The sequence below is a fragment of the Iodobacter sp. CM08 genome, from assembly GCF_033446605.1.
GTDB lineage: Bacteria > Pseudomonadota > Gammaproteobacteria > Burkholderiales > Chitinibacteraceae > Iodobacter.
Genome location: NZ_JAWQUO010000005.1, coordinates 165640 through 181353 on the forward strand (window position 1 = coordinate 165640; position 15714 = coordinate 181353).

The 15714-nt window shown below is 47.1% G+C and carries 15 protein-coding genes and 1 pseudogene; 8 read left to right on the forward strand and 8 right to left on the reverse strand.

The annotated features are described in order from the left end of the window. The 4 genes from R6242_RS04310 to R6242_RS04325 all read right to left on the reverse strand — a co-directional run bounded on the left by R6242_RS04310 (window position 1) and on the right by R6242_RS04325 (window position 2427). Complete coding sequence (locus tag R6242_RS04310) at window positions 1-417, reverse strand: anti-sigma regulatory factor (protein ID WP_318424199.1); 417 nt, start codon at window positions 415-417, stop codon at window positions 1-3. Further along, window positions 407-775, reverse strand: a complete 369-nt coding sequence (locus R6242_RS04315; RefSeq protein WP_293937264.1) for an STAS domain-containing protein — start codon at window positions 773-775, stop codon at window positions 407-409. The genes R6242_RS04310 and R6242_RS04315 overlap by 11 nt, the downstream gene beginning before the upstream one ends. 9 nt (window positions 776-784) lie before the next feature. Then, window positions 785-1687 carry a protoglobin domain-containing protein gene (locus tag R6242_RS04320; protein ID WP_293937262.1) on the reverse strand — a complete coding sequence of 301 codons (903 nt, stop codon included), beginning with the start codon at window positions 1685-1687 and terminating at the stop codon, window positions 785-787. Between the two features lie 314 nt (window positions 1688-2001). Next, window positions 2002-2427, reverse strand: a complete 426-nt coding sequence (locus R6242_RS04325) for a DUF4124 domain-containing protein (RefSeq protein ID WP_318424205.1) — start codon at window positions 2425-2427, stop codon at window positions 2002-2004. A gap of 114 nt (window positions 2428-2541) precedes the next feature. Here R6242_RS04325 and R6242_RS04330 point away from each other — a divergent pair, with 114 nt between their 5' ends. The 6 genes from R6242_RS04330 to R6242_RS04355 all read left to right on the forward strand — a co-directional run bounded on the left by R6242_RS04330 (window position 2542) and on the right by R6242_RS04355 (window position 10133). Beyond that, window positions 2542-3459: a carbohydrate kinase gene (locus R6242_RS04330; protein WP_318424208.1), complete on the forward strand. Its 918-nt coding sequence runs from the start codon at window positions 2542-2544 to the stop codon at window positions 3457-3459. Further along, entirely contained in the window at window positions 3456-6461 is a 3006-nt protein-coding gene (locus R6242_RS04335) for a beta-galactosidase (protein WP_318424212.1), read from the forward strand. The genes R6242_RS04330 and R6242_RS04335 overlap by 4 nt, the downstream gene beginning before the upstream one ends. 458 nt (window positions 6462-6919) lie before the next feature. Then, window positions 6920-8233 carry a glycoside hydrolase family 125 protein gene (locus R6242_RS04340; RefSeq protein ID WP_318424215.1) on the forward strand — a complete coding sequence of 438 codons (1314 nt, stop codon included), beginning with the start codon at window positions 6920-6922 and terminating at the stop codon, window positions 8231-8233. Window positions 8234-8236: 3 nt separating this feature from the next. Beyond that, window positions 8237-9403, forward strand: a complete 1167-nt coding sequence (locus R6242_RS04345; protein WP_318424217.1) for an AGE family epimerase/isomerase — start codon at window positions 8237-8239, stop codon at window positions 9401-9403. Between the two features lie 145 nt (window positions 9404-9548). Further along, window positions 9549-9845, forward strand: a complete 297-nt coding sequence (locus R6242_RS04350; RefSeq protein ID WP_318424219.1) for a type II toxin-antitoxin system RelE/ParE family toxin — start codon at window positions 9549-9551, stop codon at window positions 9843-9845. A gap of 3 nt (window positions 9846-9848) precedes the next feature. Continuing rightward, window positions 9849-10133, forward strand: coding sequence for an addiction module antidote protein (locus R6242_RS04355; protein ID WP_318424221.1), 285 nt, complete (start codon window positions 9849-9851; stop codon window positions 10131-10133). Between the two features lie 385 nt (window positions 10134-10518). Here the strand turns inward: R6242_RS04355 and R6242_RS04360 are convergent, their stop codons facing one another. Both R6242_RS04360 and R6242_RS04365 read right to left on the reverse strand, forming a co-directional pair. Then, entirely contained in the window at window positions 10519-10905 is a 387-nt protein-coding gene (locus tag R6242_RS04360; RefSeq protein WP_318424225.1) for a hypothetical protein, read from the reverse strand. A gap of 113 nt (window positions 10906-11018) precedes the next feature. Continuing rightward, on the reverse strand, window positions 11019-11414 hold the full coding sequence (locus R6242_RS04365; RefSeq protein WP_318424228.1) for a hypothetical protein: 396 nt from the start codon (window positions 11412-11414) through the stop codon (window positions 11019-11021). A 782-nt stretch (window positions 11415-12196) separates the two neighbouring features. Between R6242_RS04365 and R6242_RS04370 the strand changes: the two genes are divergently transcribed. Beyond that, window positions 12197-12805 (forward strand): DUF975 family protein, encoded by a 609-nt coding sequence (locus R6242_RS04370; RefSeq protein ID WP_318424231.1) that lies wholly within the window; start codon window positions 12197-12199, stop codon window positions 12803-12805. A 57-nt stretch (window positions 12806-12862) separates the two neighbouring features. Here the strand turns inward: R6242_RS04370 and R6242_RS04375 are convergent, their stop codons facing one another. Then, the gene (locus R6242_RS04375; RefSeq protein WP_318424234.1) at window positions 12863-14158 is read right to left on the reverse strand and encodes a DUF445 domain-containing protein; all 1296 of its coding nucleotides are present in this window, start codon (window positions 14156-14158) and stop codon (window positions 12863-12865) included. 694 nt (window positions 14159-14852) lie between these two features. On the opposite strand from R6242_RS04375, the gene R6242_RS04380 reads away from it, so the two are divergent. Beyond that, complete coding sequence (locus R6242_RS04380; RefSeq protein ID WP_318424236.1) at window positions 14853-15302, forward strand: YaiI/YqxD family protein; 450 nt, start codon at window positions 14853-14855, stop codon at window positions 15300-15302. A gap of 160 nt (window positions 15303-15462) precedes the next feature. Here the strand turns inward: R6242_RS04380 and R6242_RS04385 are convergent. Further along, window positions 15463-15582: pseudogene (locus R6242_RS04385) on the reverse strand (Mor transcription activator family protein); the annotation flags it as partial. Between the last annotated feature and the right edge of the window lie 132 nt (window positions 15583-15714).

A 15714-nucleotide genomic window follows, 5' to 3' on the forward strand; every position in this document is an offset into this window, starting at 1 on the left:
TTAGTTTTTCCATTTACGAAACAGGACACGGGTTCCTATTTCTGGCTCTGAACTAATATCAAACTCATCCGCCAAACGACGCGTCCCTGGCAAACCTAGCCCCAGTGTTCCTTTGGTACTGTAGTGTTCAGACATAGCAAGTTCTAGGTTTTTTATTCCCGGCCCCCGATCTTCTGCCATCACTTCTAGGCCTTCGCGATTTTTAACCACTACCCAAGAAAATGACATCACGCCCTCCCCTGCGTACTTCACAATATTGGTGGCTAGCTCAGAGGCCCCAGTGGTGATTTCAGTCACCGCAACGGGCGAAAATCCGCACTGTTTGGCCAAAGAAAAAGTATAAGCCACCAGCATCGCAACATCCGCATCGCTGCGTATTTTTCGCAAAATCGTGGTCATTTCCACGCTAGGTTTCATGTAGTAAATCCAGAGCTTGTTTAATAGTCTGACAGCCTCGCAACGCTGATAAATCACTATCTAACGCCGCCAAGCCAGCAACCACACCGGGCCTAAAGCCGATAAACACCGTTTTTGCCCCCATTATTTTTAGCATTTGCGTTAAATCTACTAAGGCGGCAAACCCATCCACATCCAATGCGTCTACTTCGGATAAATCAACCATCACGCCTTTCGCCGCTACTTTAGTGACCTGTTGCAATAATTTACTTTGCAGCGCAATCATCGTAGAGGGCCGCAAATCACTCTGCACGCAAGCAAGCAAAGCATCTTCAACCACCGAAATCGCGACGCCCCCCTCAGATTCACGCTCATCCATTACCGCCCCCTAAACCTCATCAAGTCGCTTCATTCTGATACCTACGCTCTTAAAAGCCTGCTCTAGGGCATCGCGCAACGTGGCATGGGTGGTCATCCCTTCAATATCAATCCCTAAATGCACAATAGTTTGTGCAATAGAAGGAGACACACCCGATATCAGGCTAGTACAGCCCATCAAACGTGTCGCCTTGGTAATCTTAATCAAGTGATTTGCCACCCCTGAGTCCACAATTGCCACCCCTGAAATATCCATAATAAAAACACGGGAACGGGTTTCAGCAATTTTCAATAAAATGGCCGCCATAATGTCTTGCGCCCGTTTTGAATCAATAATCCCCACCACCGGCAGCATTAAAATATCCTGCCAAATCATGGTCACCGGCGTAGACATTTCCATTAAGGCGCGGCTTTGATCATTAATCCGTTCATTAATTAAACGGCTATAAGTTTCCACCACAATCGTGGTATCTAAATGCAATAGTTTAGTAATAGCAGCCACTGCCTTGCCGTATTCCTCACTAAATAAACCACCGTCGTATAGTTTTTTAGTAAACAACACAAAGGAATAATTCATACCCGCAAAATAGCTAGGCAGCGACAAGCCAATCCGCGCATGCGTTTCACCGAGGCGGCGACGATCTTCAAGATAGGCTTCATCTAAGTGAGCAGAAAAAAAGGTTTTCCAGTAGTTAAGCTGGGCACTTTGTGCGCGCTTTTTAACCTCATCATTGGCCATCAGCGTTTGATACTCTGGTAGCTCACGAATCCATTCATAAAAGTGAGTGATGTATTCGGACATCCTTGGCACCACCAGAGCGCCATATTTACGCACGACTTCTAGATCAACTTCGTCAATATCATGCAAGCGCATCACATCTTTAATCGATGTTTGGCTAGTATGTTCATGCATATTCATTCTCCTTAGCATTACGTAAGGCTGACAAAAAATCATGTTATTGCAAAACTAATCAGGGCAAATCGCCACAAAATGTTTCGCTGAAAGCTGAGCAACAAAAAATTGCTGTCTTTCTAGATAGCTAGGCGAAAGTATTTTAGCAATACATAAACTCAAACTTTCCAGACCCAATGAAAACTTACCGCAAAAAGAAAGTAGAAAGTAAGTATATCAACGGTAAATCGCCTAAATGTAAGAGATGAAAACAGCTATAAGAATAAAAAAACCGCCTCAGTGGGCGGTTTTTAAATTGATAAATTATCTTACGGCTACGGGCAAAAGCGCTTAATACTGGCCTCAACACTCGCCGTTTCTGACTTTCTTTGTGCTGCTTCCATAAACTCAAGCTTGCCTTTTTCATTTACGCTAGAAAACTTTTTAGAACTTTGCAAATAGCCTAACCGTGCCATCGCTTCTTTGCAGGCTTTTTCGTCCTTTTCACCTTTGGCGGCCACCGGCACGCTCGCCGCAGCGGGGGCGCTGGCTTTAATCGCCACGCCACTCGCAGCAGATGCCTCTTTACGTGACCCAGCGATGGAACTCACCGGCAAATCTTTGGTCTTTACGATATCGGCCTTGTTTCCACTAGGGGGCTGATCAGAATAATGCATGACGCCCGCATTATCCTTCCATTTGTAGATTTCTGCATTTGCCGCACCCGCTAGCAACAAAGCAATTAAAAATACTGCTTTCATTCGTTTTCCTTTGTTATTTTTAAATCATTACCAATATATACGCCATTGAAATTAAAACATATCAGGCCTACTCATCAATTTTCTATGGGCACATAAATAAGCACAGGATTCCCCATGCAAACTACCCCAACTGCCCGTCTTGTTGTTTTTGGTGAAGCGCTCACCGATCTCATTCGTACGGGTGAGAACACCTGGCTTAGCCAAGCGGGCGGCGCGGGCTGGAATATCGCCAGAGTGGCCGCTCGCCTTGGCCTGCCTACAGGCTTTGCAGGCGCAATTTCTAACGATTGTTTTGGTGATGAGCTGTACCAACAATCCATCGCTGCCGGTTTAGATTTACGCTTTTTACAGCGTAGCGATAAAAATCCATTTTTAGCCATCGTGCACGAAACCCATCCTCCCGCCTATTTCTTTGTTGGCAACGACAGCGCCGATTGCGATTTTAAACCAGAACAATTGCCATCCGGCTGGCAAGACGGCGTAGAAATCGCACATTTTGGCTCACTTGGATTGGTGCGTGAGCCCTTAGCCACCCAGCTCTTGGAGCTGGCTATTTCGCTTAAACAAGCGGGGGTTAAAATCAGCTACGACCCCAATTGGCGTAAGCTAATGGGGCCAGAATATCTAGCCCGTTTTGAAATTATGCTAGGGCTAGCAGATTACGTAAAATTATCTGACGAAGACCTCGTTCATCTTATGCCCGATACACCCGTTGAAATTGCGCTGAATCAAGTCTGCATATGGGCAGGACAAGCCAGCATTCTGTATACACAAGGCGCGAATGGGTTACAACTGATAGAAGAAGGCCGAAAGCAATTTGTTCCCGCAAACAAGGTAAATGTCATCGATACTGTGGGGGCTGGCGATGCCAGCATGGGCGGCTGGCTGACTAGTTTACTGATGCAACCGCAAGCTAGCTCGCAAGATCACGCTCGCTTTGCAGCGGCCAGCGCGGCAATCGCCTGCCAATATGCCGGCGCATTCGCCCCCACCCTTAGCGAAGTGCAAACCTTATTAAAGGAAAACACATGAGTGCCATTTTTTTTTATGATGAAAAACAAGCCTACCACGGCGAGCGTCCTCAACGAGACGATCTGGCACTTTGGCAAGAATATGGCACGCTAGCCGACAGTAACACCCTGATTAATGCGCTAAACAGTGCATCGCACGGCAGCTGTGTAGTTAACACCCACGGCCCTTATTTTCCCAGCCATGCGTGGCCTGCATTGCTGCATTTTTTACAGCATGGCGGTAATTTAGTCAGCTTGGGCAATATGCCCTTCTCCTTGCCCAACCCCTTGTTTAAAGATTTAAACATCCATGAAATGCTGGCTATTGATAGTAGCGATGCGCAAAGCATTGCAGCCGGTACTGAATACCCGCTCCTTGCCGGTAAAACCGATCTTTTCCAAGCCCACGCCAGCAGCTGCGGCTTTATATTAATGCCGACCAAGCATAAAGACTGCCCCAAGGAATCGGGCTCAAGCGGGCCAATGGATGCCCGCATTTATCCTCTGATTACCGCCCATGATGCAGCAGGGCGCGCCATTGCCGCCCCCGTGGTTCTAATCGAAAATCATCGCGGTGAGTTTGCAGGTAGCCGCTGGCTATTTGCCAATATCGATAGCAGCGCCTTATTTTGGCAGCAAGGCGGTGGCGCAGCCCTGCTCGATTGGGCCAAGTTTAGCGCCAAAGGCACGACCGAGATCTGGATTAAGCCTGACTTTGCCTGCTACTACCCTAGCGAAGTGCCTACATACAGCTTACAGCTTGAAGCGCTGCGCCCCAATGCCTGCTGTCAATGGCAAATAGAAATCACCACCAGCTACGCAGGCAAAGTCATCCTTCAAGAATCTCTGGCGCTGACAACACATGTCAACGGGCCGGTATTTCACCGTAGCACCCTGCCAACGGTGGTTTTGCATGGCTATTACGCCATCCATTGCAAGGCGGTTTCGGCGTTTGGCGAAGTCCGTGAAATACGCCAAGGCTTTTGGGGCCGTGATCACCGCCTGCTTGAAGAAGGCGAGCCACTTTGTGCCGGGCGCGATTACTTTACCCGTGGCGGCAAGCCCGTACCGATTGTCGGCATGACGTATATGGCCAGTGATGTACACCGCAAATTTTTGCAGCTACCTAACCCAGCCGTTTGGGATGCGGATATGGCCGAATTTGCGCGCATGGGCATCAACTATATTCGCACTGGCATCTGGACAGCTTGGCGGCAAATTATGTTTGCCGATGGTCACGCCCAAGAAGCCGCCTTACGCGCTATTGATGCCTTCTTACATTGCGCCAAACGCCACAATCTAGAAACCTGCTTTACCTTTTTCACCTTTACCCCAGAAACATGGGAAGGCCGTAATCCCTATTTAGACCCACGCGCCATTGCCGCGCAAAAGCGCTTTATCAGCGCCATTGTTAGCCGCCATAAAGACAGCAGCCATGTGCATTGGGATTTAATCAACGAACCTTCGATGTTTAACCCAGAGCAGATTTTCCTTGGGCCGCGCAGCGTGCAAGATCCCATTGAAATCGCCGCATTCAGAAGCTGGCTGCAAGAGCAGGACAGTGATATCAGCGTTTGGCAGCAGCGTTGGGGGCAAAGCCCAGCGGTCCTGCCTGATTGGCATGCCGTACGGCCACCACAAGCAGAGCAAGTGGCGTTTAACCCCACCGAGATTACCCCGAAGCAACACGGCATTTGGCTGGATTACACCCTGTTTACTCAGGCCATGCATAATCGCTGGGTGGCCGACTTACGCAGCACCCTTAGCGCCATTGCGCCGCAGCGGCTGATTACCGTGGGGCAAGACGAGGCACTGGGCATGCAGCGCCCTTCCCCGATGTTTTTTGCTGACGAAGTGGATTACACCAATGTGCATAGCTGGTGGCTAAACGACGATTTAGCATGGGATAGTATTTTCAGCAAAACGCCCAACAAACCAAGCTTGGTGCAAGAAACTGGCATCATGCATATTGAAGCGCCTGATGGCCGCAGCAAGCGCAGCGAAACCGAGCTAGCGCACATGCTAGAGCGCAAATATGCTTACGCCTTTATCAATGGTGGCGCAGGCGCGGTGCAATGGTTGTGGAATATCAACTATCACATGGATAACATCAACGAATCGCATATTGGGGCCTGCCGCGCCGACGGCACCCGTAAACCTGAGGCGATGATCAGCGAAGATTACGGTAGCTTCTTTAAAACCCTCGCACCGCTTATGCAAAATCGTCAGCTAGAAGACATCGCGGTGATTTACCCTTTTAGCAACGATTACGGCAACCGCCGCTTTGCCCTAGAAGCCACGCAGCGCTTGGTGCGCGTGATGCAGTACGAGCTAAAAGTGCCGGTACGCGCCATTAGCGAATATAAACTGAGCGATCTAGACCACGCCCCCGCCAAACTGATCATCATCCCCAGCCCACACGCCTTATCGCAAGCCGCCCGTGATTGGATACAACAATGCAAAACGCCCATCCTGCTGACCGGCCCCTGCGATTTAGACGCTTACTGGCAGCGCTGTCAGCCGCTATTAAGCGAATCAGCCACCTGCAATTTGCAGCGCGAGGAAGTGATTCATATTGGCAAGCAAAAATACCGCGCCAGCTTTGGTGGCGATAAGATAGCCAAGCTTTGCAAAGGTAATACCAGCACAGAACTACAAGCCAGCGGCAACCTGCTCTGGTGCCCGCTGCCCTTAGAAATGAACGAGCGCACCGAGCCTTTACACGCGCTTTATCAGGCCGCGATGGACTGGGCCGGTGTCAGCGCACCGCTTAGCTGGCTATCTGGAGAGCAGCCTGGCGTATTTGTGCAAAAGCTTAGCTTTGAGCGCGGTGCTTTGTGGATTTTGGTGAATGAATCAGGGCAGGAAGAAGCCATTAGCTTTAGTGATAAGGCCAACAATATAGTGTATTCGCTAACGCTAGCCAGCCAACGAGCGGTCTTATTTGCAACGGACGCCGAAGGCAAAGTCACCGCACGCTTACGCAAACATAAAATCAGCCAGCATCTGGCGGAAACGCATTGAGTCTATCAACTTACCTGATTATGTCTCTTGCTCATTTTTTGTCGCTTGTCTGAGCATAACAACATGAATAGAGTTAACTCGTAGGGGCGCTGCTTGCTGCGCCCTCGCTGAACAGGGCGCAGCAAGCAGTGCCCCTACAAGATATTGGCCTATATGTCATATATGGCTTTGTTTGAGCAAGAGGGATAATCAGGTCAACTTAAGGGTACTGCCATGGTTAAACCCTAATGGATCAACTTAGGTTCCTCTATTGCAAGCGTTGTAATATTGTTGGCGGGTGCAAGCCGCGTTTTTTCAACATCGCTCGCGGGTTGCCCCCTAAAAACCGCCATACAAAAACGCCTAACAAGGCATTGACTTAACTTAATACATCTAGGGCGCAGCAAGCAGTGCCCTTACATTTTGTGCTTAGATTTAAACCCACCACTCACTCATCCTCTTTACACCTGAGGCTCACTTTGCAAGCACAAAAATTCAACAGCCCCGCCGTTAACGCTCATATCCAAAAAATCAGCAGCCAGATCAGCGATCCTGATTTACGGCAGCTGTTTAGCCAGTGCTACCCCAATACCCTCGACACCACGGTGGTGTTTAAAACCATAAACAATTTGCCAGACACCTTTGTGATTACCGGCGATATCCACGCCATGTGGCTAAGAGATAGCGCGGCGCAGGTTTGGCCCTATCTGCTGCATCTGCCGCAAGACCCACAGCTTACCGCCATGATTGCAGGGCTAATCCGCCGCCATAGCGCCTGCATCTTGATCGACCCTTACGCCAATGCCTTTAATGATGGCCCCGGCCATAGCGAATGGATGAGCGACCATACCGCCATGCTACCCGAGCTGCACGAGCGCAAATGGGAGCTAGATTCGCTCTGCTACGCTATCCGCCTGGCCCATGGCTTTTGGCAAAACAGCGCCGAGCGCACTCCCTTTGATAGCCAGTGGTTAGCAGCCATGAAACTGGCGGTGGCCACGATGCAAGTGCAGCAGCGCAAACAGCAGCGCGGCCCCTACTCATTTACCCGCAGCGGCAGCTGGCAAGCCGATACCTTAGCTTGCGATGGCTGGGGCAATCCAAGCAAACCGGTGGGGCTGATTGCCTCGATGTTTAGGCCATCAGACGACGCCACCGTGTTCCCTTTTTTGGTGCCATCTAATTTTTTTGCGGTTGTGAGCCTGCGCCAACTGGCAGCTATGGTGGACGCGCTATTTGGCGATAGCGCCTTTGCCAGCCAATGCCAAGCGCTTGCGGATGAAGTGGCCGCAGCCCTGCAACAATGTGCCATTGTTCAGCACCCTAAACATGGCGTAGTCTATGCCTTTGAGATCGACGGCTATGGCAGCGCCCTACTGATGGACGACGCCAATATCCCCAGCCTGTTATCCCTGCCCTATCTAGGCGCGATCGCAGCAGACGATCCGGTGTATATCAATACCCGCCGCTTTGCTTTATCGACGGACAACCCATGGTTTTTTAAGAGTGATCAGTTTGAAGGCAACGGCAGCCCGCATACACTCGCTCCGATGATCTGGCCGATGTCCATCATCATGCGTGCCTTAACCAGCGATCAAGACGATGAGATCAGCCACTGCCTGCAGATGCTAAAAACCAGCCACGCCAGCACTTGGCTGATGCACGAATCTTTTGCGCCAGACCAGCCCGCCCGCTTTACCCGCAGCTGGTTTGCATGGGCCAACACCCTGTTTGGAGAGCTGATCAGTAAGCTGGCACAAAACCGCCCCCATTTATTACTAAAGAAGGATTGAGTGATGTTCCGTACACGAGAATTCTTACTAAAGCATATCCGTCATACCTTGGCCTTTTATGACCCAATCTCTGTCGATTCTAATGGGGGCTTCTATCATTTTTATATGGATGACGGCACGGTTTACGATGGCGAAACGCGCCATCTGGTCTCTTCCACCCGCTTTGTTTTTAATAATGCAATGGCATGGTTGCAGTTTGGCGATGCCAAATATCAGGAACGCGTCAGGCACGGCATAGATTTCATCCGCAAGGCGCACCTCAACCCAGTGACTGGCGGCTACGCATGGGAAATTAAAAACGGTGAAGTTCTGGACGCCACCAACCACTGCTATGGCCTAGCCTTTGTGATGCTGGCTTACAGCTGTGCCATTCAATGTGGCATTGATGAAGCCAAAGCATGGCTGAGTGAAACTTTCGACACCATGGAGCAGCATTTCTGGCTGCCCGAATACGGCGTTTACGCCAGCGGCGCCGATGCCAACTGGCTGCTCGATGATTATCGCGGCCAAAACGACAATATGCACGGCTGCGAAGCCATGCTGGCGGCCTTTGAAGCCACCGGCGAAGCGCGCTATTTAGAACGCGCAAAAATGCTGGCCGACCATTTTACCCGCCGCCAAGCCGCACTAACAGAAGGCCAAATATGGGAGCACTTTCGCACCGATTGGACTGCAAATTTGCAGTACAACCGTGGCAACAAAACCAATATTTTTCGCCCTTGGGGCGTGCAAACTGGCCACCAGACCGAATGGGCAAAACTATTACTCATTTTAGATCGGCACGACCCGCAGCCTTGGCACCTAGCCCGCGCCCGCGAACTATTCGACGCCGCCATGCAATCAGGCTGGGACGAAGCACATGGCGGGCTAATCTACGGCTACGACTTAGACGGCGAGCCTTACGATCAGGATAAATACTTCTGGGTGCAAGCCGAATCCCTCGCCGCCGCCGCCCTGCTGGCAGACCGCACTGGGGATGAAAAATACTGGCAAGCCTACGACAAAATCTGGGCCTACAGCTGGCAGCACTTCGTAGACCACCAGTATGGCGCTTGGTATCGCGTGCTCAGCCCCGATAATAAAAAAATCGACCAACACAAATCACCCGCCGGTAAAACCGACTACCACACCATGGGCGCGTGTTATGAGGTTTTGAAGGTGGTGGAGTAAGGAGAAAAAACGTATGGCACAATCGCCGCAGGTATTGCGCCATTAAGGCATAGATTCCTTACTTGATTCGAGGATTAAGCTTGCGTGCTCACGTTTTCCATCGATCTGCTTAGCTTGTTGTTTCGTATCCAATCGAATACACTCAATGAACACATTCCACAGCTCTGATGAATTCAATACTTGGCTGGCCTCTTTGAAAGACAAGCTAGCTAAGGCCAAAATATTGCAACGCATACGTCGCGCTATGAATGGCAACTTTGGTGACTGTGAGTCGGTTGGTGGTGGGGTATCCGAAATGAAGATCGATTATGGCCCTGGTTATCGTGTTTATTTTACTCGCCGTGGTGCAGTGATTTATTTATTGCTGCACGGTGGTGATAAGTCCACGCAATCACGTGACATTGAGCGTGCCAAGGTAATGGCCGCAAGCCTTGAGGAATAAATCATGACTACTTTTAACCCATTTGATGTGGCAGATCATCTTGATGATGAAGAAACCATCAGTGCTTACTTATCTGAAGCGCTTGCAGATCCTGATCCAGCCATGTTTTTACTTGCCATCAAAGACGTAGCTCGCGCCCGTGGCATGACGCAACTCGCTAAAGATTCTGGACTAGGCAGAGAGAGCTTATACAAAGCACTTGCACCGGGCAGCAAACCTCGTTACGAAACGATTATGAAGCTCTTGCATGGGCTAGGAATTAAATTAAACGCCACACCTGCGGCATAATCCAAGCATAAAACAATGGCGACCAGATGGTCGCCATTGTTGTTTATCCCTACTCTATTCGCAGATTAATTCCCCATTTTTAAGCATATTTAAAAAATAAAGATCGAGCCATTTAATATTGGGGATTTCGGGATTTAACTGTGGTTCATCCCCAGCTTTACGTTAGCAGCTCAAATTGAGTCATTTATTATGTATATCTACGCTATAAAATTAGTTCTGTAGGGCGGGTTAGCCGCAGGCGTAACCCGCGATTTAGGCTAATAAGCTAAGCGCAAAGTAAATCAGCAGGTGGTTTGTACTTGGTAACATCCTACAGCGCGGGTTGATAAACCTAACCCGCTCTACAAGACTCTTTGCTCCTCACTAGTCTTGACTTAAAATGCCCTTACGGGCATTTTAAAACAGCCACAAGATATTGTAATAGGCGTCGATCTTTCTCTGAAACGCCATGTCTCGGAGAAATTGCCACCTCTGAAGAGTGGACTAAAATACTTCTTGATTCAGAACCCGACATAAATGAAAAAAATAAAATTATCCCTATCAGTTTTTCATTTTTCCGTTCAAAAGTAACATTCCAAATTCTAGAATTTTTATGAATAAAATCATCCATCAACAAACTTAAAGACGCTCTCAAGTCTGAATCGTTTTTACTTATAAAAACCTGATTTTTAGCATTTATTATTTTTGACACATCTAGTGCAACAACACCACACTCCATAGGCACTGCGTTTTCTAAAAAAATATCCTCAAGCTGTTTGCAGGCTTTTCTCACATTGCTTTCAATTTTCTCACACCTTGATACTCGCTTGCACTCTACCCATACAGCTCTCCCCTCTACCATAAACCCAGTATCTTATTTCGCATTAAAAATAGTTTCAACTCCTTTTAATGAAAAATTAAACTTCGCAGCAATAATTGCTTCAAATAAAAAATTTCGGCCTTTTGTTGAATTTTTGGTTTCATCAGAAACATCACAAGGGCCATCCACCCCATTTGTAATTTTTTCACGATAGGCTCAATAAGATCTAATGGCACCTCCTTGAAAGCATTATATACATCAATAAAACCATATATTTCAAATATAGAACTTACAAAAGAAGGGAATATATCGTTTTTTTCATCAATAGGTTTATTCTTACATTCAGCGTTGTAATATTTTACCACCCGTTTATAATGTGAAGCCCTACTAGAATCAATCTTCACACCAATACTTTCCATCCAATGAATCGCTCGGGCATATTCTTCATAAATAACTTCGGATGGCTGTACTAATGTTTTCATTATGATCACTTAATAAGTTAGTTCAATAACGTTTTATAAAAATACAAAACCACCTTTTATTTACCTAATTAAGTCTCTTGCTCAAAGAAGTCTTTGCATACATATAGTGCGTACTAAAAGCGAAGCTCAGCACCTCATAATAGCGCCAATTTTGGCTTAAAACATTCAATTCCTACTGCGTAATTACCATCTAATGTTACGCAGTAGCCATTTTTTCAGTGCCTTTGGCACGTTGATTTAGGTGCGGGATCTCCGCTTGGAACTTACTTTCTTGTACGGCCCAAGCAAGTAAGCAAAGAAAGCCGCCCCAACCAGCACGAAGGCCCCTCACTGCGGATAATCGACTCGGCGAAAAAGGCTGCTCGGGAACAAGCCCGCTACCCCTTTTCCGAAACCCCAATCCGCTTATTCCTCGCTTCGGCGTGCTTCAAGGGGATTTTTAGCCCCATGCAGAGAACGTAATCATTGTGTTTTTTCGCTACTTGCTAAGACAAAAGCAATTTGGTTAACGCGTATGGGGTTTTACCCACCCTACAAATGCAAAAACAACGTGCGACTGTAATAAATCGACTTACATTAGCGTTATTGAGCAAGAGACATAATCAGATCCAGTTAAATAAAACACCTTATCTCTTATAAAAAAGCGCTATATCTGGCCGACCAGGTGCAGCGTCATTTATTACTCCTGCCAGTTTACAAAACAATCGCTGTGATATGCTTGCTTTTTTCTTACCAAAAATCATGCGATTGGTTACAAAAAGCCATCAAAAAAGGACACGCAAATGATTGCCGTTAGCAGCATCAGTAACCAAGACCTTATGACCCAAGCACGAGATATTTTACGTGGCAAATGGACCACGCCGGTTTTAGTCAGCCTTGTGTACGTCATCGTCATTGCAATACTCAACCAGCCTGGAGTCATCCCCGCCGCTTTAAGCCTTCTGGTTTCAGGCCCTATTGCCCTAGGTTTTACTTACTTTTATTTAGCGATTATTCGTGAACAAAAAGTTGATACCAATTTATTGACCAAAGGCTTTACAGAGTTTATTCCATCACTCCTCACTTACCTGCTTACCTTATTGCTTATTATCCTTTGGATGATACTACTGATTATTCCTGGGATAATGGCGGCTTATTCTTATGCGCTGGTATTTTATATTCGCCGTGATCAGCCAGAATTAGACATTATGGCAACGCTTAATCGTAGTAAAGCGCTGATGTATGGCAATCGCTGGAAGCTATGCTATCTTCACTTTCGGTTTTTTGGATGGTTTTTACTTTCAATTATAACTTGCGGCATTGGATTTTTATGGTTCCTACCTTATATCCAAACTACTTCTGCTCTTTTCTATGAAGACTTAATTCAAAACGAACAAAGCCCTCAGCAATAAAACCACACTAAGCAATAAGGCGCACACTTTGCCGCCTTATTGTTTAGTGCTTGCCCATTAAGCCAAATACCCCGCCACACAATAAATCAGCAGGCCTACCAATCCACCCACTAAAGTGCCGCTAACGCGGATAAATTGTAAATCTGTGCCGATATTCAGCTCAATGCGCTCCACCATATATTGCTCATCCCATGTTTTAACTTGATCACTGATAAATACGCCGATTCTTTCTCGGTATTCTTCAATAATCGGTGGGGCGGCGTTTTCTATTTGGGCGTTAATCCACTGCTGTATTTCAGCACTTTCCTGCAGGCTTTTACCCAGAGTTGCCGCTAGAGCAACAATATTGGCGCGAATTGTAGAATCAACGCGGTGCAAATCGCTATGCAGCCAGGTGAGCAATTGCCCCCACAGCGTTTCAATATATTCACCGAGGGCAGGGTGAGAAATTAATTCGTTTTTAATCACTTCGCCCCTTTGCTTAAACTCTACATCGTGCTTTAATTTTTCTACAAACTGTGCAATATAGCCGTCAAACTGCAGGCGTAAATGGTGTTGTGGGTTTTCCTGCATGGCGCGTAATTCTTTTTGCACCGCTGCTAGTATTTTTTCAGATAAATATTTGCTGGCGACTTTATCCAGCGCCATATATTTTAAGAATGAAATTTCATGCGCTGCCACCTCTGCTAGCGTTTCTTGCGTTTCAATACGGCCTAGAATTTTATCTAGCTCGTGCAGCACCTCATTTAATACATGATGATGGCGGCCATTTTGAGTTAAAGATTCTAAAATATGGCCGCTGAATTTACTGATATCAATACGCTGTAATTCAGCCAGCATATTGCTTTTTAAAAATACCAATAAGCGCCCGTCATGCAGCGTATTAAGGCTATAAGAAAGCATGCGCACCAATAGATTAGCGGAATGGCGCACGTTTTCTTTTTGATTTAACCAAGCGGCTATTTTTAAAGCAGGATTAAACTCACGTATTTTGCCAACGATGCGTTCGGGCGATAAAAAATTACTCTGGATAAAACTACCAAGGCTATCGGCAATACGCATTTTATTTCTGGGTACGATAGCTGTATGCGGAATAGGTAAGCCCAGCGGCCTACGAAACAAAGCCACTACCGCAAACCAATCGGCTAGCGCCCCCACCATAGCGGCTTCGGCAAAGGCACAAAGATAAGCCAATGCCGGATAGCGCGATTTATAAAGAGTGCCCAGCACAAACACCACGGCAAAAAAGATTAATAAGGCCAATGGCAGTAATTTAGCCTGTTTTAATTTTTGGCGTTTAAGTGCAAGTTCTGCGCTTTCTATCGCCTGATAGAGATCATTGCTAGATGTCATTGGAATACACATAAAAAGGATAAGGCAGATTAACACCAACAGGTTTCAAATCCACGGCGAGTGGCCGTGATTTTTTTACAAAGCAATACGCGATATAATCCACAAGAATAAAACATCGTTTACAAAACACACAGAAGGGAGCCTCAAAAAAACCACATGCTCTTATCATACTGCCTTGCGCAATAATAAAACCCCCTTGCATATCAAGTATATGCAGCGCTATTTTTTTTAGCACGCGCTTTATCTTATTAGGTAGATCGCTTTTTCGAGCCCCCTAAAAGCCAATCTTATCAAGTTAAGCAATATGCCATTCATATAATGAATGCAACCCGCTTTTTTTCAGCATTGCTCGCGGGTTGCACCCCAATCCTATCAACTTAGGCACACCATATAGGATGGGCAAGATGGTTTATCTTGCCCACGCGGATGCACACAGCGTGGGCAAAAAACGCGCCCACCCTATACATTCTACAAGCCTTTAAGTTGACAGGATCAGGGTGCAACCCGCTTTGCGATACTTCAATATTTGTGTATGTGGCAAAGCCGTGACAAATAGTTAAGCTGATAGGATACCCCCTAAAACCACGAAAAAATTGAATTCAATATTAAGAGTATTCTCAAATCATTTTAAGTAGCCACTTTTGCTCTTTTGGTGGCTAATACCATTCTATTTAGCTTTAGGAGTAGTTTAATCATGCAAATATGGGTTGATGCCGACGCCTGCCCCAAGGTGATTAAAGAGATTTTATTTCGCGCTGCGGTGCGCTGCCAAATGATCTGCACCTTTGTTGCCAATCAGTATATTCAAACGCCCGCCTCGCCTTTTTTAAAGTCATTGGTGGTGGAGCATGGTTTTGATGTGGCGGACCGCCGGATTGTGAAGCTGTGCCAGCAAGGCGATTTAATTATCACCTCTGATATCCCCTTGGCCTCTGACGTGATTGCCAAAGGCGGCTTAGTGCTGGATTCACGTGGCGAGCGCTTAAGTAAAGAGAATATCGGCGAGCGGCTAAATATGCGTGATTTTATGGATACGCTACGCGCCAGCGGCATCGACACCGGCGGGCCAAGTGCGATGAACAGCGCCGACCGGCAAAATTTTGCCCGCGCGCTGGATAGTATTTTAAACAAACCCAAATCTTGAACCACGGAGAAAAAATGAGGGGGTGTGAGATAAATCCACAGGGGTATCCACGATAAGTGGGACTGGCTGGGATGATACGGGAAGCTTTGGGACTGTTGAAGTGAAATACTCTTGCTGCAGGTGAAAAACAAAAACGAGCCGCAAATTGGCTCGTTTTTGTTTACACAAACAGATCTTGCTGTCTGCGTGCGATCTCTTCCAGCCGTACTGTTTTGACAATCTTATAGATCCACTGCAATGACACACCAAACTTGCGGGCCAGATCGCTGTGATTGGTGCCGTCAAATTGTGATGTAGGCTGCTAAATATGGACACCTTCAATTGAGATAAAATCATCTCTGGAGGTAAGTCATGGCAAGTCGTTATACCGCTGCATTTCGTGCAGAAGCCGTTAAATTAGTACTCGAACAAC

Coding starts and splice junctions, on each gene's coding strand:
- R6242_RS04310 (WP_318424199.1), bottom strand. CDS start 417: ATGAAACCTAGCGTGGAAATGACCACGATTTTGCGAAAAATACGCAGC.
- R6242_RS04315 (WP_293937264.1), bottom strand. CDS start 775: ATGGATGAGCGTGAATCTGAGGGGGGCGTCGCGATTTCGGTGGTTGAA.
- R6242_RS04320 (WP_293937262.1), bottom strand. CDS start 1,687: ATGCATGAACATACTAGCCAAACATCGATTAAAGATGTGATGCGCTTG.
- R6242_RS04325 (WP_318424205.1), bottom strand. CDS start 2,427: ATGAAAGCAGTATTTTTAATTGCTTTGTTGCTAGCGGGTGCGGCAAAT.
- R6242_RS04330 (WP_318424208.1), top strand. CDS start 2,542: ATGCAAACTACCCCAACTGCCCGTCTTGTTGTTTTTGGTGAAGCGCTC.
- R6242_RS04335 (WP_318424212.1), top strand. CDS start 3,456: ATGAGTGCCATTTTTTTTTATGATGAAAAACAAGCCTACCACGGCGAG.
- R6242_RS04345 (WP_318424217.1), top strand. CDS start 8,237: ATGTTCCGTACACGAGAATTCTTACTAAAGCATATCCGTCATACCTTG.
- R6242_RS04350 (WP_318424219.1), top strand. CDS start 9,549: ATGAACACATTCCACAGCTCTGATGAATTCAATACTTGGCTGGCCTCT.
- R6242_RS04355 (WP_318424221.1), top strand. CDS start 9,849: ATGACTACTTTTAACCCATTTGATGTGGCAGATCATCTTGATGATGAA.
- R6242_RS04365 (WP_318424228.1), bottom strand. CDS start 11,414: ATGAAAACATTAGTACAGCCATCCGAAGTTATTTATGAAGAATATGCC.
- R6242_RS04370 (WP_318424231.1), top strand. CDS start 12,197: ATGATTGCCGTTAGCAGCATCAGTAACCAAGACCTTATGACCCAAGCA.
- R6242_RS04375 (WP_318424234.1), bottom strand. CDS start 14,158: ATGACATCTAGCAATGATCTCTATCAGGCGATAGAAAGCGCAGAACTT.
- R6242_RS04380 (WP_318424236.1), top strand. CDS start 14,853: ATGCAAATATGGGTTGATGCCGACGCCTGCCCCAAGGTGATTAAAGAG.